Source organism: Sphingobium sp. RSMS, assembly GCF_005406185.4.
Taxonomy (GTDB): Bacteria; Pseudomonadota; Alphaproteobacteria; order Sphingomonadales; family Sphingomonadaceae; genus Sphingobium; species Sphingobium fuliginis.
Genome location: NZ_CM191257.1, coordinates 1,429,588 through 1,448,369, shown reverse-complemented (window position 1 = coordinate 1,448,369; position 18,782 = coordinate 1,429,588). Strand labels below are relative to the sequence as shown.

Below are 18,782 nucleotides of genomic sequence, written 5' to 3'. Positions count from 1 at the left end.
ATTATGACACCGCGCTGCCTGAGGCTCTAAGCGGCCATCCCAGCGTGCGATGCTGGAGCGGAGCAAGATGGGATTAGCAGTCGCGCTGGCTGGGAGGTGAAACGACGACTCGTTCAAGCGCAGTCGGACAAAGCACAGGCCATGAATCGTTCACCGTGAACGCTGATGTGTGGAGGCTGAGCAGCCGCAGCGCCGAATTAGCGCGCTGCTACCTAGAGAGCTACCTAGCACAAAAACGCTCTCAACCGCCCGATCAGGCGATCTTCGTATCTGACTGAAAAGTAAAGGGAAAGTGGTGGACGCACTAGGGCTCGAACCTAGGACCCGCTGATTAAGAGGACTCTTTCGTCCATATGCGTGTGCATGTGTCCGTTATCATATGGATAGGTTCAAGCTTTTCGTGAACCTTGGCATCGAAATTTCCTGAACCCGACGCTGGGGCGGGCGTCTGCTTGCGTCGTGCATAAGCGAGAGTGACCGACTTTTCGATAGACGTGCTACCGTGCTGCCAATTGTGATCGTGCTGACGGAGCTATGCATTGTTTTTGAAACGTTTCTCGGTCTTTGGCTGCGCCCTTCTTGCGGCTGTTGTCTCTGGTGCTTTTCTCCCTGCGGCTTGGGCCGTCTCCGTCTTCGCAATTTCGGGGGTCTTGGCGCTGATCGGTCTGTTTGACCTCGCACAGCCGGTCCATTCGATCCGACGCAATTACCCGATCATTGGTCGTATGCGCTGGTTTTTCGAGGATATTCGTCCGGAGATACGCCAGTATCTGATCGAGGATGACCATGAGCAGCTGCCCTTTTCCCGCAGTCAGCGGTCACTGGTCTACGCGAGGTCGAAGAACGAAAGCAGCGAGCGCGCATTTGGCACCCAGCTCGATGTCTATGAAAGCGGCTATGAATTTATCGGGCATTCGAACCGCCCGGTGCCCCCCGGTGATCCCGCTACGTTCCGCATCGACATTGGTGGCGGCGATTGCAGGCAACCCTACCGAGCATCCATCCTGAACATCTCGGCGATGAGCTTCGGATCGCTGAGTGCTAACGCCATCCTAGCCTTGAACCAGGGCGCAAAGCTGGGGGGCTTTGCCCATGACACCGGCGAGGGGAGTATCAGTCCGCACCACAGGCACCATGGCGGCGATCTGATCTGGGAAATCGGCAGCGGGTATTTTGGCTGCAGGAACGCCGATGGTGGTTTTGACTCACGGGCCTTTCAGGAGAAAGCCACAGATCCGCAGGTCAGGATGATCGAGATCAAGCTCAGCCAGGGCGCCAAACCTGGCCACGGCGGAATTCTGCCGGCCAGCAAGATCACCGAAGAAATCGCCCAGACCCGCGGTGTGCCAATGGGCCAGGACTGCGTTTCTCCTGCCCGGCACAGTGCCTTTTCCACGCCGAACGAGTTGATGGCCTTCATCGCGGAGCTCAGGCAGCTTTCCGGCGGCAAGCCTGTCGGGTTCAAGCTGTGCATTGGCCAGCCGTGGGAATTCATGGGTATGGTCAAGGCCATGATGGACACAGGCATCCTGCCTGATTTCGTCGTGGTCGATGGCGCAGAAGGCGGGACAGGCGCGTCGCCTCTCGAGTTTTCAGATCATCTCGGCATGCCCATGCGGGAAGGCCTGCTCTTTGTGCACAACACCTTGGTCGGCACGGGCCTGCGCGACAGGATCAGGATCGGCGCTGCGGGAAAGATAGTCAGCGCCTTCGACATCGCTGCGACGCTCGCCCTGGGCGCCGACTGGGTGAATGCCGCGAGAGGGTTCATGTTCGCCCTGGGGTGCATTCAATCACTGTCCTGCAACACCAACCGGTGTCCCGTAGGCGTCGCGACGCAGGATCCACTGCTCCAGCGTGCCCTTGTGGTGCCGGAAAAGGCCGAGCGCGTGTTCAATTTTCACAGGAATACCCTTCATGCGCTGGCGGAAATGCTGGCCGCCGCAGGTCTCGATCACCCCAGCCAGATCGGCCCGCATCATCTCGTGCGCCGGGTCAGTCAGACTGAGATCCGCCTGTTTTCGCAACTTCATACCTTCCTGGCTGAAGGAGAATTGCTCGGTGGAAGCTGTCACTTCAGCTTCTACAAGACCATGTGGGACATAGCCCGTGCCGACAGCTTCGAGCTGTTGTGACATTCCTTCCGGCGCGGTGCAAAGCCTTGGGAACTGATAGTCCGACTTTGCAGCGGCGTGGAGGAGGACGAAGGCAGGGATAGGAGTGGGCCCGCGACAGGAGGTTTAAGCTCCTCTGGAGACTTCCCCTGTGGCAACTGCTATCGCGCCGTGATGAGAAGACTCTTTCACGGCGCTGGCAAGGCCGATTTCGCGATTGATTTTGGCACGGCTAATACGCGGGTGGTGTCGGCGGATGGCGGTGTCCTGTTCGATGAGCCGTCCCTGTGCTGCTTCGCGGGGCGCGTCGATGCCGGTGAACTGGTTGCCGCCGGAGCTGCCGTCGGCCCCATGCAGGAGCGTGCATCCGGAGACCTGCGGATCGTGCGCCCTCTGCATCGCGGGGTGCTTTGCGATATCGCGGCGGCCCGCGACTATCTGGCCTATGCCGTGCGATCGAGTGTCGGCCAGCGCAGGCTCCGCTCCTTTCGCGCAATCATCGGAGTGCCAGCTGACGCTACCAACGCAGAGCGTGGCGCGCTGCTCACCGCGGCAAACGATGCTGGTCTGGGGGCTGTCGAACTGTTGACGGAACCATTAGCTGCCGCATGGGGAGCGGGCCTCCAGGTCGATCATCCCCGCGGCTCCATGATCGTGGAATGCGGTGCCGGCACGACGGAGGCGGCCGTCCTGTCGCTGGGCGGGATCTGCGCGACTGCATCCGTACGCGGCGGAGGCGATGCGTTTGATGCCGCGATTGCCGATCATCTCCATTTTCAGCACAAGTTTCTCATCGGCATGAACACTGCTGAGAATGCGAAGCGCGACATCGTCAGGATGCTCCAGGATCGGGCGGCCCCCGCCGCCAGGATCCAGTTCAAGGGGCGCGACCTCGTGAACGGATTGCCCGCAGCCCTGGAACTGCCCATCGGTGATCTGCTTCCGGTGGTGGACAAACATATTGCAGGCATCACCAGGATGGTTGTGAACCTGCTGGGCCAGATATCGCCCGAACTGAGCCGCGATATCCACGATGACGGCATTGTCCTGACCGGCGGCAGTGCAGCCATCAATCTTGTCCGGCCGGCATTGGCCCAGGCCACCGGGCTGCATGTCGCCCTTGCTTCGAACAGCGCTTATTGCGTGGCAAGCGGCCTGCAAAAGGCGCTCCTGCACTGATCGGGGCGTGACACCTGGTTTGACTTGAGGATCGCTTGCGGCCATCATCGTGTCATGTTCCGGATTGCCACACGTCAGCGTCAGCGCTGCCATGCGAGTTCGCTTCTCGTGGGCCAATAGCCCCGGACAGCGAGAGCCACGTCCGGCGCAGTCCGGGGCAAAACCGACCATCAGCCTTTACATCGCGCTTTTCCAGCGCACCGCGCCTGCATAACCGGCGCTGACGGAGAACACCATGACCACCCATCGCAAGGCCCGGGCCCGGCCACCGATCCAGATTCGTGAAACCGACGCGGAACGGATCGGAAATCTTGCCATCGAGGCGGAGGAACGGCTGCCGCAGGTGGCCGAACTGCTCCTCGCCGAGATCAACCGCGCCAGGATTGTGCAGGATTCCCGGCTGCCGGGGGATGTCGTCGCCATGCAATCGACGGTAAAGTTTGTTGACGAGGCGAGTGGCGCCGAGCGTACGCTGCAACTTGTCTACCCTCAAGCTGCCGACATCGAAGCGGGACGCATTTCGATCCTTTCGCTGGTTGGGGCTGGATTGCTCGGCCTGAGACCGGGGCAGTCAATTTCATGGCCCGATCGTGCCGGAAAGCAGCGGGCCTTGCGGATCATCGAAGTAAATCAGGAATAAGGTAAGGGCGGCACATCGCCCACCCGCACAATCGCAGGCATTCGGGCTCAGCCGGAAAACGTGACAGTTTTCGGGTGAGGCGCACCCCACCCGAAAGTCCGCTTGGCTCAGCGGATATTCCTGCGCTGCACCATGTTGACGATCCCGAGCAGGATCACGGCGCCGACGAAGGCAATGATCAGCCCGGTCAGCGAAAACTCCTGCACACTGCCGCTGATGCCGAGCAGTGGCCCGGCAACCGCATTGCCGATCAACGAGCCGATGCAGCCGACAACGATATTCCAGAAAATGCCCATCGACGCATCACGGTTCATCACCTTGCTGGCGAGCCAGCCGGCGATGCCGCCCACGATCAGTGCAATGATCCAACCCATAGTCTCTTCCTCCTCAGTTGCGGATTTCCAGGTGCGTCACGCTGACGTCCACGAATTGATCGTTGCCGATGTTTTCCGGCGCTTCGCCAGGTGACAGCATGACCCGCCAGATCAAGGCGCCGATCGCCGCACCCGCGAGCGGGGCAACCCAGAACAGCCACAATTGTCCCAGCGCCGCGGTGTCGGCGAAGAGGGCGACGCCTGTGGACCGGGCCGGATTGACCGAGGTATTGGTGACGGGAATCGAGATCAGGTGGATCAGGGTCAGCGCCAGCCCGATCGCGATCGGCGCAAAGCCTGAAGGGGCTGCCTTTGATGTCGCCCCCAAGATGACGATCAGGAACCCTGCCGTCAGCACGATCTCGATCAGCAGGGCTGCTTGCATCGAGTAGCCGCCGGGGGACAGGTCGCCAAAGCCGTTCGATGCAAAACCGCCGGCGCTCCACCCGGTCTTGCCCGAGGCAATGGCGTAGAGCACGACTGCGGCGGCAACCGCGCCTACCACCTGGGCGATCCAGTACGGGATCAGCTCCTTCCACGAGAACCGATTGGCCAGCGCCAGCCCGAGCGAAACTGCGGGATTGAAATGACCGCCGGAAATCCCGCCGACTGCATAGGCCATCGTCAGAACCGTCAGGCCGAAGGCCAGCGAGACACCGGTGAAACCGATGCCGAGCTCCGGAAATCCGGCGGCCAGGACGGCCGAACCGCAGCCTCCGAATACCAGCCAGAATGTGCCGAAAAGTTCGGCAGACAATTTGCGTATCATCATATTTCCCCTTTGCGTTTGCCTGGCCCTCCAGATCAGTTGGCTATGCCGCGGGTGTCAGCGGCCCAGGCGTCCCGCCATGCCCAGGATGTCGTCGAGTGGATTGCCATCGCCGTCGAGGTCGATCAGCGAGGCAAGACCGCCAAGACCGCCGCTTTGCGCCGCTCCGCCTTGACCGCCGCCCATCACGCCGCCGAGAACCTGGCCCAGCATGCCGCCAAGGCCGCCGCCCTGTCCGGTGTCACTGGCCCCGCCGCCCGCTTTCTGGCTGGCCAGATACCCGGTGACGGCCATGGCCAGCAGCGGCAGCATCTTCTTGAGCAGCGTAGGATCGATGCCGGTCGATTGCGAGGCCTGGCCAGCAACAGTCCGGCTGACCTCCTTCGAGCCAAAGATCTGGCCCAGGATTTCATTGCCAGGTGCTGCGGGGGTCGGAGCACTGCCGGTCACTACCTCCAGCAGGCCGCCGCCACCGGCACCGCCCAGCATGTCGATCAGTCCGCCAAGACCGCCCGGCGCGGGCTGCGCCTGCTTCTTGAAGCCGCCGAGGATTGCGGGAAGCAGCGCCTCTGCTCCGGTGCGCGCGGTCGCAGAATCAACGCCCAGTTCACGCGAAATTGAATCGAGTGCGCCTGTCTGCTTCATGATGTCTGCGATGTTCACTGCGGTCTCCTTGTTTAAAACAACGCCAGACGTGTCCGACAGGCGTCATGATCATCGCGCATGACTTGCCAAAGCAACATGGCTCCCACACACTCGTTTCGGGATGATGTCAGAGAGCAAGGAGAAGCGCGATGAGTTTTTTCGGTAAGATCAAGGACGCCATTTTCGGCAAGAAGGCGCAGGCGGCTCCGGCTGCTCCTGCACAGACCACGGCGGCTCCCGCGGCACCGACACCAGTCGCACCGCAGCCGGTTTCCGAAGTCGACGTGGAAGCCATCCTCAGTGGCCTTGCGGCAAAGTCGGACCAGAAACTCAACTGGCGAAACTCGATTGTCGACCTGATGAAGCTGCTCGGCCTCGATTCCAGCCTCACTGAGCGCAAGGGCCTCGCCCAGGAACTCGGTTACACCGGCGCCCTCGACGGTAGCGCTGAAATGAACATCTGGCTGCACAAGCAGGTCATGCGGGAACTGGCGGCCAATGGCGGCAAGGTTCCGGCCGAACTTCTGGATTGATCGTCAGGCTGGGGGCGACCCAAACAGGGGATTTGCAGGAGAAGCACCATGGCTATCGCCAAAGTAATCGAAGTGATTTCCAGTTCGACGACAGGGTTTGAGGATGCGGTTTCCAGCGGCATCGCCAAGGCGGCAGAGACCATCGATAACATCGAAGGCGCCTGGGTCAAGGACACCAAGGTCACCGTCAACGATGGCAAAGTCAGCGAATGGCGGGTGATCCTCTCGATCACCTTCATCGTCAAATGACGCACCTTGGATACTGTCGCCGCTGACGACGGTTGCCGATGATGCACGATAAAGCCGAGGATCTGCCCTTCAGGCCCTCGGCTTTGTTCATATCTTGCCGGCTTGTCTGCGTAAGGGCGAGCCGGAGTTCGCCTTCAACGATCGACGATCGCGCTCAGCCGATGGTAGAAGGGGCGGTGCGGGGTTTCCCCGCGCGTGAGGTCGTGAAAGGTGCCGCCGCCCAGGATCGGCAGGATCCCCTCGACTTTGAGCAGGTCTTCGAAGCTGTGCACGTCGACATGAACATGTAGCCTGCCATCGAAATCGAAGCTGATGATCGCGCCTTCGGGGCATGCGCCCTGCAGCATGGCAAGGATCTTGTTCAGTTCGTCCGTGATCAACGAGGACCGCTGGTCAGGCAGGCGTTCGACACTTTGCTTTTGAGCCGGATTCTCGCTCATGGCCTCTCCCGATTTCCTGGTGTCCGGATGCAATGCCCCTCGATCAATGGCTGATCGCGGGATCCATGGTCTTGGCCTGATCGACCCATTTCTGGACCTGCGATGCAGCAGGCACTGCTCGGGTGAGCTTCTTCGCCTCGTTCACCTCTTTCATCTTCGCTGCCAGATTCTCGGCATTGCGGGTGGCCAGTTCCTTGACCGTGTCAACGCCGGCGGCCTCGAGCAGTTCGGAGTACTCTTCGCCTACGCCTGAAATCCGCATCAGGTCGGCCATGTTGGCCCACTTGAGCAGCTGGCTGGCAGAAAATCCGGTTTGCGTGGCAACGTCGTCGCGGCCTTTGCGGCTGCTGCAGGCGCTGAGCAAATCGTCCGTGGTCTTGATGCCCGCTTCCTGCAGGCGTTCGGCGTACTTCGCTCCAATGCCTTCGATTTCATCGATCTTGTACGCCATCATCCACTCCTTGCATTACGCCTTGTCTATTCTGCGACTGACAGCCTAACCGGACAGATCAGGCCATGCAAACGCCGGTCAATATTTCTGCTGGCGCTCATAGAGGTCACGGTAGTGTTGCAGCCTCGTGACCCGCAGCCCCTGCATACCAGACCGGTCGACGGCGCGCTGCCAAGCGGCAAACTCCTCGATGGTCAGGTCATAGCGCTCGCAGGCTTCGTCGATGGTCAGCAATCCGCCGTTGACGGCAGCAACAACTTCGGCCTTGCGCCGGACGACCCAGCGTCGGGTGTCTCTTGGCGGCAGGGAATCGAGGGTGAGCGGTTCGCCGAGCGGCCCGATGACCGCAGCGGGACGGATTTTCTGGTTTTCAATCATTGAGCATATCGATCGCCTGCCACCTATGCCGGCGCCGCCTCCTTTGTCAGCTATGCGCGATCGATGATCCATGGCCGGTGGAGGTTAACATTGCGTGAGAGAAGGGGGCTTTGGGAACATCATGCGCCCGCTGTCCCGGATGCCGGAAGAAGCTGTGGGCTGTTGGGAGGGCGCGAGGTAAACGGGCCTGCTGACAATCCCGTGATCCTCAGCTGCGCGAACAAGAGCGGCATAACCAAGGTCAACAACGGTGCCGCCATTCCATGGTGCAGACTCTTGATGGCCGTCGTCACACACGAACCCTGGCGTAGTGGCTCGACGGTTCATCGGCAGTTGACCTGCATCCCCGACGATCTACGCTGGCGGTCCCATAAGACAAAAAGAACAGGAGAACGTCATGAAAGCACCAGCCACAACTGTGCTTGCCCTCAGCCTGATGTTGGCTGCCTGCAACTCCAAACCGGAAGAGCCTGCAGATGCTTCGACAGAAACGGCACAAACGACAGCCAACGTGACCGCACCTGCAGCGCCCGCTGCGGCGATGAAGCCGGCTCCGGAAGGATTGCCCTCGCGCATCGCGCGTGAAGTCATCACGGCTAGCGGCCAGAAGTGCGACGGCATAGCGAAGGCTGAACGTCAGGCCAGCGATGGTACAATCGTCGCCAACTGCACCGGAGGTGAAACTTACCGGATTTATACCGAGGACGGCAAAGGGCCTCTCGCATCAGCAATGTGATGCAGGGCTGCACGCGCTGGCTTGCCGCATACCAGTCTCCGCGCCGCCCGAGCGCGAAGACTGGATGATGGCTTTGAGATAATCGTCCTGCGGTGACGATACTGAATCGCCTCATCACCTTGCGATTGCCATCGTATTTCTCTGCGATCCTGTTCTGAAAACGGGCATGAACCTTAATCTAGCAATGGCGGGCTGATCCCTCTCTTCGAGCCCAAGCAGGGATGACCGGGATGAGTGCAGTAGAAATCATCAGCATTGCCGCAAGCATCTGCCTGCTTGCCGGTTGGCGGCTCTATCTCTGCATTTTCGCCGTGGGACTGGGCATGCGACTCGGGTGGATCGCCATGCCGGGGCACCTCCAGTCTCTCGATGCACTGGCCAGCTATTGGGTCCTCGGAATTGCCGGAGCCGGCGCAATCGTCGAATTCTTCGCGGACAAGATCAGCTGGCTCGATAGCGCCTGGGATATGGTCCACACGCTTGTTCGTCCCGTGGGCGGAGCCTTGCTTGCCCTCGCGATTGTCGATGCCGGAAATCCGGTCTGGCAGATCGTCATCCTGCTCCTTGGCGGAGGAGCCACCCTGCTTGGGCATGGAGCCAAGGCGGGGACCAGGGCGCTCGTCAATACGAGCCCCGAGCCGGTCAGCAATATCGTTGTTTCGAGCGGGGAGGATGTCGTGACAGGCGGCGCCTTGATCGCAACTTTGGCCAGCCCGATGGCTGCGGGCATCATTGCAATCGCGTTGCTGGCAAGCACGATTCTCATCCTGGTCTGGCTGCGCCGCTTGCTGAGAAGCGGATCTGGTCGGCCGGCGTCTTGAAGCGCCCATGGTCGTGAGCTGATTACCGCAGATTTTTCTGAAGCGAGACTTTCAGGCATCCCGTGACGCATGCCGAAAGCAAAAGGGAGTGGTTCGCCTCCTGCATCATGCCCGTGGCCGTGCGGGAGGCGAACTTTCAAACCCGGATCAGGCGGCGTCGGCCAGAGCCTGGGCAATCTGATCCTTGAGCGCGAGGCGCTGCTTGCGCAGTTCGGTTTCGCGATCCTGCGACACCGGCGCGATGTTGGTTTCTGCGCGATGGATCTCGTCGTTAACTGCGTCATAGTCCGCCAGAAGCTTGGCGAACCGGGTGTTCGACACCTTCAGAGCGTGGATCTGGTCCATCTGATCAGGAAATTCATCGCCCAGAGTGTGGGGGGTATTCGACATTCAAATTCTCCAATCGCAATCACGGCCCGGTTTCAAATGCGGCAAGATGAATCCCTCGCGCCGCGCCGGAGCTGGCCGTTCCCTAACCCTAGGGATGGCGAGCACAACTGTCGACGTCGCTTGAACGCCGGAAGAAATCCTGCAGGCCGGCATAGACAACGAATCCTTGCATGCCGGTTTTGCGCCGAAGGACTTCTCGTTGTCAGACAGCGGCGGCACTTGCTACCAAAGGGCAGGAGACTTGAAAGGATAATTGTCCATGCCGAATGCCGACGCCGCCCGAGCACGCCTTTCGCAACAACTCACCGAACTCGAAGGCCGGCAGCAGCGCCTGGCTCAGGATCTTTCAGAACCCTTGAACCCGGATTCGTCCGAACAGGCGGTCGAGATGGAGGATGACGCCTCTCTCGAAGCGCAGGCCGCGCTGGTCGCCCGCGAAATCGCGTCGATAAACCGGGCCTTGTTGCGCATTGAGAATGGCACCTACGGCGAATGCGTTCGCTGCGGCGATGCCATCACCCCCAAGCGCCTTGAAGCGCGTCCAGAAGCGGCGCTCTGCATTTCCTGCGCAAGCAGGGAACAATGACCCGATCCGATTGAAACCACATGATCGCAAGTCCTGCTCAGCCATGGCGTGACGTTCTGGATTTCTGGTTTCCGGAAGGGCCCACTGCTGTTGTGGACGCAGAGACTCATCGCAAGCATTGGGTCTGGCGCATGCAGGGCGGTGCAGACCAGGCGATCGTCGCCAGGTTTGCGGAACTGACGGTGCGCGGGGCAGAAGGCGCGCTCGATCATTGGGCAGACGAACCAGAGGGCCGGCTCTCGCTCATTGTCGTGCTGGATCAGTTTTCGAGGTCACTCTGGCGAGGCACGCCCCGGGCATTTGCGCAGGATGCCGCGGCCTTGGCGCTGGCCATGGAAGGTCTGAAGAACGGGCACTTTCAGGCCCTTGTGACACCCTGGTTCAAGATCGCCCACACCCAGCCACTCGGTCACTGCGAGGGCCCCGATCTCCTCGAGCGTATCGACCTCCTCATCCGCCTTCGCCAGGAAATCGCTTCATCTGCGCAGGATCAGTTGGGCCCAATTTATCGATCCTTGGTGAAGCAGGCCGAAGACGTCCGCCAGGTCATTGCCATCTTTGGCCGCCACCCGCACCGCAATGAGAGCCTTGGCAGGCAATCGACGCCTGCGGAAAAGGAATACCTTGAAAAGGGCGATTTCCCGCACCTGCGCGCATTCAGGCCCACACGCCAGTGACGGCAAGCCGAGGCTGAAATCGACCGGTGCAACCTTAACGGCAATCGAGTGGCATTTTGTCAGACAGCTCGAGAAACGACCTGCTATGGTCACAGCATAGGGAGACTTTCTTTGAGTACAGGCACGACCACAGCGCACATCGTCGAGACCGGTGAAAGTGCTTTTGCCGTCAGCATCGACGTGTCCGGCCATCACCTCATCGGCGATGAGCCCGCCGAACAGGGTGGCGGGGACTTGGGACCGGCGCCCTATGACCTGTTGCTGGCAGCACTGGGCGAATGCACGGCCATGACGGTGCGCTGGTATGCCCGTCAGCAAAACTGGCCGCTCGAACGCGTGGAAGTCACCCTGACCCACGCCAAGGGCACGGTCGAGGGGAAGTCGGCAAAGACGGATCATTTTGCCAAAACAATCCGTGTCATCGGCCAGGATCTGTCCGATGAGCAGCGGGAAAAGCTCATTGCGGTCGCGGCCCGCTGTCCGGTGCAGCGCACGCTGGAGGGCACACCGGTGATCACTACGGTTGCGGCAAGCTGACGAAACCCGCACCCCGACAGGAGAAGGCAGGCGATGAGCTACTATATTTCCGCCAGGTTGAAGGTCCCCTTCGATGACGCCATCGCGCGCACGGAGGCAGCGCTCAAGACTGAAGGGTTCGGCGTGATCAGCCGGATCGACATCCAGCAGACCCTCAAATCCAAGATCGACGTCGACTTCCGCCCCTATACGATCCTTGGGGCCTGCAATCCGAAATTGGCTCATGAGGCGCTGCAGCTGGAAGACAAGGTTGGCCTGATGCTGCCCTGCAATGTCATCGTGCAGCAGTCTGATTCCGGTGAAGTCGAAGTCGCAGCGATCGACCCGGTGGCGTCCATGCAGGCCATCAGCAATCCTGAATTGGTAAAGGCGGCCGGGGTAGTCCGAGACAAGCTCGCTCGCGCGATCGACCGGCTGCGGCAATCCGAAATGTAGACCAGCGAAAATCAGCACAGGAGGAAGAGGATGAGCGCATTGGAAAACCTGAAGTCGGAACTCGCTGCGTTGCGCGATGAGGCCAAGGTGCAAGCCCATCTGGGCAGCATGGAAGCCCAGCAGGAATGGGAGGCGGCGGAAGCCAAATGGAACCATTTCGTGGCCGAATCGCGCCTTCACGACAGCGGGCAGAACATCAAGTCTGCCCTGGAGATTCTTGGCGACGAACTGCGTGCGTCCTACGAGCGGCTGAAGAAGGCGCTCTGAGTTTCAATTCAACGTATAGACAGATCCTTGCCAAGTCGGGCCTATGTGCACCGAGACGGCAGACGCGTCGGCGATCCGTTCGCGAACCAAGGAGGGTGCCTCAGACGCTGGCGAGGCGGAATTGGCTAATTTTCAATTTATTGGCTGATCCTTTTCGGTTCTTTGTCGTGAGGATCAGTGCTGGGGCTTTCCCTAATTGTTTTCGACGATTGCGATCGATGCATCCTTTCTGCGCGAACGCCAATATTGACTGGCGCCCGCTCCAGCACGATAGGCGTAGACCATGCGAAAATTGCTCACTCTTGCCCAGCCGTGCTGACCATAGGCTTGTCGATATCGTCCAGTGCGGCGGATGCACCAACTACTTAAAATCATGTGGCCATTACAGGAATGAGCGGAAACCACTCTATTACATAAATTCATCCCCGGCTGGTGTCGGAGACGGAGCCTTGTGCCATTGTAGACCCGTTCAGGCGTGGATGCCCTTGGCCACGTCAAACCGGTCGGCGGTCATCACCTTGGTCCAGGCCCTGACGAAGTCGCGGACGAATTTGGACGGTTCGAAAAACTCTGGAGTTTGGTGATCTGACCTGATTCACTGCCCTTGCGGATGAGCGGAGGCGATGATGGCGGGACAGCCCGGTTTCTTTGATCTTTCGAACCGGTACGAGGCCTTGAGCGCAGCGGGTGATCCGTTGGAGCGTCTGTCCGGGGTGGTCGACTTTGAGGTTTTCCGGGGGCCATTGATTGCCGCTCTGCGCCGCAGTGTTCGTGGCAAAGGCGGGCGGCCGCCGTTTGACCCGGTGATGATGTTCAAAATTCTGGTGCTGCAGGCGCTCTATTCGCTGTCGGACGAAGCGACGGAATTCCAGATCAAGGATCGCTTGTCGTTCCAGCGCTTCCTGGGCCTTGGGCTCGATGGCACGGTGCCGGATGCAACGACGGTGTGGCTGTTCCGCGAGCGCCTGGTGCAAGCCAAGGCAATCGACAAGCTCTTCGCCCGCTTCGATGCCGCACTGACCGACCGGGGCTATCTCGCCATGGGCGGCCAGATCATCGATGCTACCGTTGTGCCTGCCCCCAAGCAGCGGAACACCGAGGAGGAAAAGGCAGCGATCAAGGACGGCCGGATCCCGGAAGCATGGAAGGCAAAGCCAGCCCGGCTCCGTCAGAAGGATCGCGATGCCCGCTGGAGCGTGAAGTACACCAAGGCCAAGGTGAAGGAGGGTGCCGATCCCAAGGCCTTCAAGCCGGTCGATCTCGCCATCCCGATGTTCGGTTACAAGAACCACGTGGGCATCGACCGGGCTCACGGGTTGATCCGGACCTGGGATGCCAGCGCCGCCAATGCCCATGACGGTGCCCGGTTGCCGAATCTGATCAGCACGAGCAACACCGGCTCGGGCGTCTGGGCCGATACCGCCTACCGTTCGAAGAAGAACGAGGCCTTCCTTGAGAAGGGCATGTTCAAGAGCCACATCCACCAGCGCAAGCCGAACCGCCGTGCCATGCCCGAGCGTGTCGCCAGAGCCAATGCGAAGCGCTCAGCCATCCGCTCGGCAGTCGAACACGTCTTTGCCGGGCAAAAGCACCGCATGGGCCTGATCGTACGCACCATTGGCATTGCCCGCGCCCGCATCAAGATCGGCATGGCCAACCTTGCCTATAACTTCCAGAGGCTCGCCTGGCTTGAGGGGCGTAGTGCGCCTGCATAACGCGAAAACCTCGGTCGGAAGTCGGATCCAACAAGGAAATCAGCGGATCAGCCAACCAGCACCGAGGCTCACCATCCCCTCGCGGGCCATCACGTCCCTATCATGCCGAAATCAGACGGTTCTTCGAACCGTCCATTTCTCTTCGCAGCCGCGCTCGGCATAGACCTCGGCGACGGCTCGCAATTCTGAGTTGGAGCCGAAAACTAGGTCTGCCCGGGTGGCGCGCCAGCTCTCACCGCCGTTGCTGCGATCGGTGGCAACAAACTCTTCCTCGTCGCTGCCTTCGACCGACTTCCAGGCATGAGTCATGTCGAGCAGGTTGACGAAGAAGTCGGTGGTCAGTTGGCCAGGACGATGCCAGGGGATTGTGGCTTGTGAAAATGCCCTGTTCAGGGGGGTGGCGCGAATCCTTGCCAGCGTTAAGTCTTGCTTGCTAGGCAGTAATACGGGGCCAGATAACTTACATGAGATCGCGACTGTCGCCAGCGACTGTAATGATCGGGCTGGTTCTCGCCGGACTTCTGGCCGGGGCTGTCCTGATTCAAGTGGCACTCAGTCGGCCATGGCTTGGCCTTGCCTTTGCCGTAGATGATTCCAGCGTCATCCATGTCGCGCCGGCACCCGGCGCTGATGGCTCCGCGATCGTTTCCGGGCCGATCGCTGCCATCCGCGGGAGCGACGGCAGAAGAGTTGCGATCGAGGCTGGCGATCTGATCGAAGAGCCGGACACGCTGGCGACCTATGCCGAAATGCGGCGCTTCTTTGCGCGACAGTCGATGCTTGCGGGGGTGGTGAGCGGCCCGAGTGTTTCGATCGAAACGGCAGGTGCCAGGCCCGCGCAGCAGACGACCCTTGCACCGGCGCGAATGCGGCCCATCAGCAATCTTCCTGCCGCCTTCTGGGTGCAGATGCTGGTTGGACTGGCAAGTTTCCTCATCGGCGGCTGGGTCTGGGCGCTGCGGCGCAGCGATACGGCGGCGCGCCTGTTCGCTCTTGCCAGCCTTGGCATTCTTGTTTTCACCTTTCCCGCCGCGCTTTACAGCACCCGCGAACTCGCCATCGACGGCGACCTGTTCCGCGCCCTTTCGGTGATGAACCACGGCGGCGCGTTGCTGTTCGGCGCAGCGATGATTGCCCTGCTGCTGCGTTATCCAAGGCCTCTGGTTCCGGCCCGTTGGCTATGGGCGCCGTTCGCGTTGTTCGGGGCATGGTGGCTGGGTGACAGCCTGCAGGTGTTCGATGGCCCCCCTGCCGGTTCGCACCTGCCAACGATGCTGGAGATGCTCGGCATCTTTTTTGCAGCGGCGGGACAATATTGGCGCTCGCGCGGTGATCCGGCGGCGCGGGCGGTAGTGCGCTGGTTTGGCCTGTCGGTCGCGGTCGGGGCAGGGGCATTCGTCTTCACGGTCATTGCGCCCAGCCTGGTCGGGCTGACGCCGGGCTTGCCGCAGGGTTATGCCTTTGCCTTCTTCCTCCTGATCCACATCGGCATGGCCATCGGGGTCGCGCGTTACCGGCTGTTCGATCTCGATCGCTGGGCCTTCCGCATCCTGTTCTACATGACCGGCGCCGCACTGCTGATCGCGGTGGACGCGGCGCTGATTTCGTGGATCGCGCTTGAGCGTGCGCCGGCTTTCGGGCTGGCGCTTGTAATGGTCGGCTTCCTTTACCTGCCGCTGCGCGACATCATCGCGCGCAAGCTGTTCCGGCGTGACGGAGAGATCGAGGCAAGTTTTCAGGACATACTCGCCATTGCGCTTGCAGAGGGCGAGGTCGAGCGCATGGACCGCTGGCGCGGCTTGCTCGAGCGGGTGTTCCAGCCGCTGAAGATCGTAGCCGGTCAAGCGGTTGAAGCATCTACGGTGATTGAAGACGGCGCAGCCCTGGCGATCCCCGCTACCGGACCGCTGCCACCGCTGCGCCTGGAACATGCCATGCACGGCCGGCGCCTGTTCGGTTCGCGCGAACAGGCCAGGGCGAGCGAGTTGTGTGCGATGCTGTCCCAAGCCATCGCCAGCCGCTTCGCCCACGAACAAGGCGCGGCCGAAGAGCGCCAGCGCATCACCAGCGACATGCACGACAATATCGGGGTGCAACTGCTCGGCGCGCTGCACAGCCGCGACCCGGTCCGCAAGGACGAGCTGATCCGCGACACGCTCGCCGACTTGCGCGAGATCATCAACAACAGCGCTGGCGAGCGGCTGACCCTGGCCGAACTGATGGCTGATCTCAGGGTGGAGATCGCCGACCTGCTGTCATCGGTCGGTATTGGGCTGGTCTGGCAGGTGGACACCCAGGCCGAACTTCCGCCGCAAGCGGTAGCCGCCATGCGCTCGATCCTGCGCGAGGCCGTGGGCAATGCCCTGCGCCATGCGGAGGCCACCACGGTCGGCATACGGCTGGGTGACGTGGCGAGCGGCCTTGTCCTGATGGTTGCCGATGACGGCAACGGCTTCGATCCCGAAACCGCGCCAGCGGGCAACGGCCTGCGCAACATGCGCTCACGGGCCACGGCGCTCCACGGCACGATGACGGTTTCGCGGGGCGCTGCCATGGGGATGCGCGGAACGGTGATCGAGGTTCGCTTTCCGCGCGAAGGCGTCGCGGCGTGAAATCCGTGCTGATCCTCGAAGATGTATCGGAAACGCTGCAGTGGCTGGGCGAGATCGCGGCCGAGGCATTTCCGGGTTGCGGGGTGACGGGTGCCTCCACCGTGCGCGATGCGCTGGCCGCAATGGACTGGCACGTGTTTGACCTTGCCTTGATCGACCTGCGCCTGCCCGACGGATCGGGGCTGGATGTGCTGCGCCAGTTACGAGTAAATTCTCCCGATACGATCTGCGTCGTCACCACCGCGATGGCCGATGACAGCTCGATCGTCGGCGCGCTTTCGGCTGGCGCCTCGGGCTACCTGTTGAAGGAGCAGATGCGCGAAGGGATCATCCGCCATTTGCAGCAGATCAAGGAAGGGGTGCCGGCGCTGTCGCCCTCGATTGCCCGGCGGATCATGGAGCATTTCCGGCGGACCGGGCCGGCAGCAGGCGAAACCGGCAACCTGACAGCGCGCGAGCTGGAAGTGCTCACCCTGATCGGACGCGGCATGCGCAATGCCGAAGTCGCCGCGCAGCTCATGCTCAGTGAGAATACGGTCTCGGGCTATATCAAGGCGATCTACCGCAAACTGGGGATTTCCAGCCGGGCCGAAGCGTCGTGGCATGCCGCGCAGCTTGGTTTGTCCTATGGCGGAAAAGAAGGGAAGTGACTGCCTCGAAGATCGCAGGTGTCATGTATTTTCAAGGAATTGTCTCCGCCGCGTTAGCCCCCTGAACAGGGGGTGCATGATGTCCCGAAGGCCAGTTAGGCGGGGATCGCTCGCGGTACTGCGCGCGCGGGCGTTTAACGGGGACAGTTTCAGAGATGACTGGCACGTTTGCGACCAACGCTGTATTGAAGACCACGACCGTCATTGTGGGCACGCTGGGTTCTGTTGCCCTGCTGGTGGGATTGCCTGAACCTGCGTTCGGACAAGTCACCGGTTCGGAGCAGATACCGGGAAGTCCGGACGGCGCCGAGAACGGGTCGAACTCCGACGGCACTTCCGTCGAATTCGTGGACATCTCCGGCGACGGCACGTCGATCATCGGCTTTCACAACAAGGTGGTCGGCAACAAGTCTGTTCTCGAAGCCTGGGTATTCACCCCGACCGGCGCGACGAAACTCGCAGCGCCGACCGGCTACCTTCACTACGTTGGCTATGGCATATCCGATGATGCCTCAGTGATCGTCGGCGAGGCCAAGCCGACCGCACGCACGGATTTCACCGGCATGGTGGGCGTAAAATGGCTGAACGGCACGCCCACGATCCTGGCACAACCTACCGGCGCTGGAAACTACAAGACAGTCGCTGTCAGCGGTGACGGCAATGTGATCGGTGGTCTGGCAATCATATCGGGCTTTAATATCCCGTTTCTGTGGACAGGAACTGCTGCCCCCGAACAACTGCTGCAAGCCGGCAAGACCAGTCCGGTGCAGAACGGCGTGACCTTCAACGCGGAAATCACCGGCATCTCGCGGGATGGCTCGGTCATCGCCGCTATCGGCGGGCGCGGCCAGCAGTGGGGCGCAAATGGAACCATCGTCGGGCCAAACGTCCAGGCGCTGCGGTGAACCCGCGCCACGGGCTTTGTCGAACTGGGCGTTCTTGCCAGCCATTCCGCCGCCGGCGCGAGCAGTTGGGCGAACGACCTTTCGGCGGATGGCGGAACGATCGTCGGCTGGTCGCAACAGAGCGGCGTCATGAGCAACGACCTGTTCAAGAACGATAACCAGATCGCCAGCAAATGGACCCAGGCGAGCGGTATGGTCGCCCGCCAAAGCTGACGAACCAGGTCTCTTCCGTCGCAAACGGGGTGAATGCTGACGGCAGCGTGATTGTCGGTGAAGCTCTTGTTCCCGGACAGCCTATCGGCACGTTTGTGATCAACGAATCCCATGCCGTGCGCTGGACTGGCGCCAACGCGCAAACGGTTGCGGCATGGTTGGCCGCCAATGGCGTGGCCATCTCAAGCGCTGGCTCAAGGAATGAGGGCGTGGAGACCCAGGGCATTGTCATTATCGGCGGCGGCCAGATGGGGTTGTCGCTGGGCTACTACCTCTACCGCGCCAAGGCAGATTTCCTGATCCACGATGTCGAAGACGGGCCGGGAGGTGCGTGGCGGCAAAGTTGGAATTCACTGCGCCTGTTTTTATCTGCGGGTTACAGCGCGCTATCGGCCTGGCTGATGCCGCGGCCTACGCATGAATGTATACAACCTGCGATGATTTGCTCGACTTGACTGACAGCACC

General features: G+C 61.1%; 24 protein-coding genes and 1 pseudogene. 17 read left to right on the top strand and 8 right to left on the bottom strand.

The window, feature by feature from the left end; translation table 11 throughout:
• Window positions 1–539: 539 nt before the first annotated feature.
• The 3 genes from EGM87_RS06725 (at window position 540) to rnk (ending at window position 3,933) form a co-directional block, all read left to right on the top strand.
• Entirely contained in the window at window positions 540–2,135 is a 1,596-nt protein-coding gene (locus tag EGM87_RS06725; RefSeq protein ID WP_137710418.1) for an FMN-binding glutamate synthase family protein, read from the top strand.
• 153 nt (window positions 2,136–2,288) lie between these two features.
• Window positions 2,289–3,293, top strand: a complete 1,005-nt coding sequence (locus tag EGM87_RS06720) for a rod shape-determining protein (protein WP_137710419.1) — start codon at window positions 2,289–2,291, stop codon at window positions 3,291–3,293.
• 235 nt (window positions 3,294–3,528) lie between these two features.
• Window positions 3,529–3,933 (top strand): nucleoside diphosphate kinase regulator, encoded by a 405-nt coding sequence (gene rnk / locus EGM87_RS06715; protein WP_137710420.1) that lies wholly within the window; start codon window positions 3,529–3,531, stop codon window positions 3,931–3,933.
• Between the two features lie 107 nt (window positions 3,934–4,040).
• On the opposite strand, the gene EGM87_RS06710 is transcribed toward rnk, so the two are convergent.
• Genes EGM87_RS06710 through EGM87_RS06700 form a run of 3 tightly spaced genes read right to left on the bottom strand, consistent with a single transcriptional unit; the run spans window position 4,041 to window position 5,739 of the window.
• Window positions 4,041–4,307: a GlsB/YeaQ/YmgE family stress response membrane protein gene (locus EGM87_RS06710; protein WP_006952121.1), complete on the bottom strand. Its 267-nt coding sequence runs from the start codon at window positions 4,305–4,307 to the stop codon at window positions 4,041–4,043.
• Window positions 4,308–4,320: 13 nt separating this feature from the next.
• Window positions 4,321–5,076, bottom strand: coding sequence for an aquaporin Z (gene aqpZ, locus EGM87_RS06705; RefSeq protein ID WP_137710421.1), 756 nt, complete (start codon window positions 5,074–5,076; stop codon window positions 4,321–4,323).
• Window positions 5,077–5,133: 57 nt separating this feature from the next.
• Window positions 5,134–5,739, bottom strand: coding sequence for a DUF937 domain-containing protein (locus EGM87_RS06700; protein ID WP_137710422.1), 606 nt, complete (start codon window positions 5,737–5,739; stop codon window positions 5,134–5,136).
• 131 nt (window positions 5,740–5,870) lie between these two features.
• On the opposite strand from EGM87_RS06700, the gene EGM87_RS06695 reads away from it, so the two are divergent.
• Together EGM87_RS06695 and EGM87_RS06690 are read left to right on the top strand one after the other, a co-directional pair.
• Window positions 5,871–6,254: a DUF3597 domain-containing protein gene (locus EGM87_RS06695; RefSeq protein ID WP_137710423.1), complete on the top strand. Its 384-nt coding sequence runs from the start codon at window positions 5,871–5,873 to the stop codon at window positions 6,252–6,254.
• 48 nt (window positions 6,255–6,302) lie between these two features.
• A complete protein-coding gene (locus EGM87_RS06690) occupies window positions 6,303–6,503 on the top strand; it encodes a dodecin family protein (protein ID WP_006952117.1) in 201 nt (66 codons plus the stop codon).
• Between the two features lie 134 nt (window positions 6,504–6,637).
• Here EGM87_RS06690 and EGM87_RS06685 read toward each other — a convergent pair whose 3' ends face one another.
• The 3 genes from EGM87_RS06685 to sciP form a co-directional block, all read right to left on the bottom strand.
• Complete coding sequence (locus tag EGM87_RS06685) at window positions 6,638–6,943, bottom strand: hypothetical protein (RefSeq protein ID WP_137710424.1); 306 nt, start codon at window positions 6,941–6,943, stop codon at window positions 6,638–6,640.
• Window positions 6,944–6,986: 43 nt separating this feature from the next.
• Complete coding sequence (locus EGM87_RS06680) at window positions 6,987–7,394, bottom strand: DUF4332 domain-containing protein (protein ID WP_137710425.1); 408 nt, start codon at window positions 7,392–7,394, stop codon at window positions 6,987–6,989.
• Window positions 7,395–7,472: 78 nt separating this feature from the next.
• Complete coding sequence (sciP, locus tag EGM87_RS06675) at window positions 7,473–7,772, bottom strand: CtrA inhibitor SciP (RefSeq protein WP_137710426.1); 300 nt, start codon at window positions 7,770–7,772, stop codon at window positions 7,473–7,475.
• Between the two features lie 397 nt (window positions 7,773–8,169).
• Here sciP and EGM87_RS06670 point away from each other — a divergent pair, with 397 nt between their 5' ends.
• The gene (locus tag EGM87_RS06670) at window positions 8,170–8,508 is read left to right on the top strand and encodes a hypothetical protein (RefSeq protein ID WP_137710427.1); all 339 of its coding nucleotides are present in this window, start codon (window positions 8,170–8,172) and stop codon (window positions 8,506–8,508) included.
• A gap of 230 nt (window positions 8,509–8,738) precedes the next feature.
• Window positions 8,739–9,329, top strand: a complete 591-nt coding sequence (locus tag EGM87_RS06665; protein ID WP_137710428.1) for a DUF4126 domain-containing protein — start codon at window positions 8,739–8,741, stop codon at window positions 9,327–9,329.
• 147 nt (window positions 9,330–9,476) lie between these two features.
• Here the strand turns inward: EGM87_RS06665 and EGM87_RS06660 are convergent, their stop codons facing one another.
• Entirely contained in the window at window positions 9,477–9,719 is a 243-nt protein-coding gene (locus tag EGM87_RS06660; RefSeq protein ID WP_137710429.1) for an HP1242/YdcH family protein, read from the bottom strand.
• Between the two features lie 259 nt (window positions 9,720–9,978).
• Between EGM87_RS06660 and EGM87_RS06655 the strand changes: the two genes are divergently transcribed.
• The 6 genes from EGM87_RS06655 to EGM87_RS06630 all read left to right on the top strand — a co-directional run bounded on the left by EGM87_RS06655 (window position 9,979) and on the right by EGM87_RS06630 (window position 13,936).
• On the top strand, window positions 9,979–10,305 hold the full coding sequence (locus tag EGM87_RS06655; protein WP_137710430.1) for a TraR/DksA family transcriptional regulator: 327 nt from the start codon (window positions 9,979–9,981) through the stop codon (window positions 10,303–10,305).
• A gap of 20 nt (window positions 10,306–10,325) precedes the next feature.
• Complete coding sequence (locus EGM87_RS06650; RefSeq protein ID WP_137710431.1) at window positions 10,326–10,982, top strand: DUF924 family protein; 657 nt, start codon at window positions 10,326–10,328, stop codon at window positions 10,980–10,982.
• A 111-nt stretch (window positions 10,983–11,093) separates the two neighbouring features.
• A complete protein-coding gene (locus tag EGM87_RS06645; protein ID WP_137710432.1) occupies window positions 11,094–11,519 on the top strand; it encodes an OsmC family protein in 426 nt (141 codons plus the stop codon).
• Between the two features lie 33 nt (window positions 11,520–11,552).
• The gene (locus tag EGM87_RS06640; RefSeq protein ID WP_137710433.1) at window positions 11,553–11,954 is read left to right on the top strand and encodes a DUF302 domain-containing protein; all 402 of its coding nucleotides are present in this window, start codon (window positions 11,553–11,555) and stop codon (window positions 11,952–11,954) included.
• A 30-nt stretch (window positions 11,955–11,984) separates the two neighbouring features.
• Window positions 11,985–12,221 carry a hypothetical protein gene (locus EGM87_RS06635; protein WP_006952103.1) on the top strand — a complete coding sequence of 79 codons (237 nt, stop codon included), beginning with the start codon at window positions 11,985–11,987 and terminating at the stop codon, window positions 12,219–12,221.
• Window positions 12,222–12,847: 626 nt separating this feature from the next.
• On the top strand, window positions 12,848–13,936 hold the full coding sequence (locus EGM87_RS06630) for an IS5 family transposase (RefSeq protein ID WP_137710434.1): 1,089 nt from the start codon (window positions 12,848–12,850) through the stop codon (window positions 13,934–13,936).
• A gap of 111 nt (window positions 13,937–14,047) precedes the next feature.
• Here the strand turns inward: EGM87_RS06630 and EGM87_RS06625 are convergent.
• Window positions 14,048–14,290, bottom strand: a pseudogene (locus tag EGM87_RS06625) (catalase/peroxidase HPI); the annotation flags it as partial.
• Window positions 14,291–14,430: 140 nt separating this feature from the next.
• On the opposite strand from EGM87_RS06625, the gene EGM87_RS06620 reads away from it, so the two are divergent.
• The 4 genes from EGM87_RS06620 to EGM87_RS06605 all read left to right on the top strand — a co-directional run bounded on the left by EGM87_RS06620 (window position 14,431) and on the right by EGM87_RS06605 (window position 18,771).
• Window positions 14,431–16,548 carry a sensor histidine kinase gene (locus tag EGM87_RS06620; protein WP_253719149.1) on the top strand — a complete coding sequence of 706 codons (2,118 nt, stop codon included), beginning with the start codon at window positions 14,431–14,433 and terminating at the stop codon, window positions 16,546–16,548.
• Window positions 16,545–17,198: a response regulator transcription factor gene (locus EGM87_RS06615; protein ID WP_137710437.1), complete on the top strand. Its 654-nt coding sequence runs from the start codon at window positions 16,545–16,547 to the stop codon at window positions 17,196–17,198. Before EGM87_RS06620 ends, EGM87_RS06615 begins: the two co-directional genes overlap by 4 nt.
• A gap of 155 nt (window positions 17,199–17,353) precedes the next feature.
• A complete protein-coding gene (locus EGM87_RS06610; protein WP_137710438.1) occupies window positions 17,354–18,103 on the top strand; it encodes a hypothetical protein in 750 nt (249 codons plus the stop codon).
• Between the two features lie 173 nt (window positions 18,104–18,276).
• On the top strand, window positions 18,277–18,771 hold the full coding sequence (locus EGM87_RS06605) for a hypothetical protein (RefSeq protein ID WP_216614577.1): 495 nt from the start codon (window positions 18,277–18,279) through the stop codon (window positions 18,769–18,771).
• The last annotated feature ends 11 nt before the right edge of the window (window positions 18,772–18,782 follow it).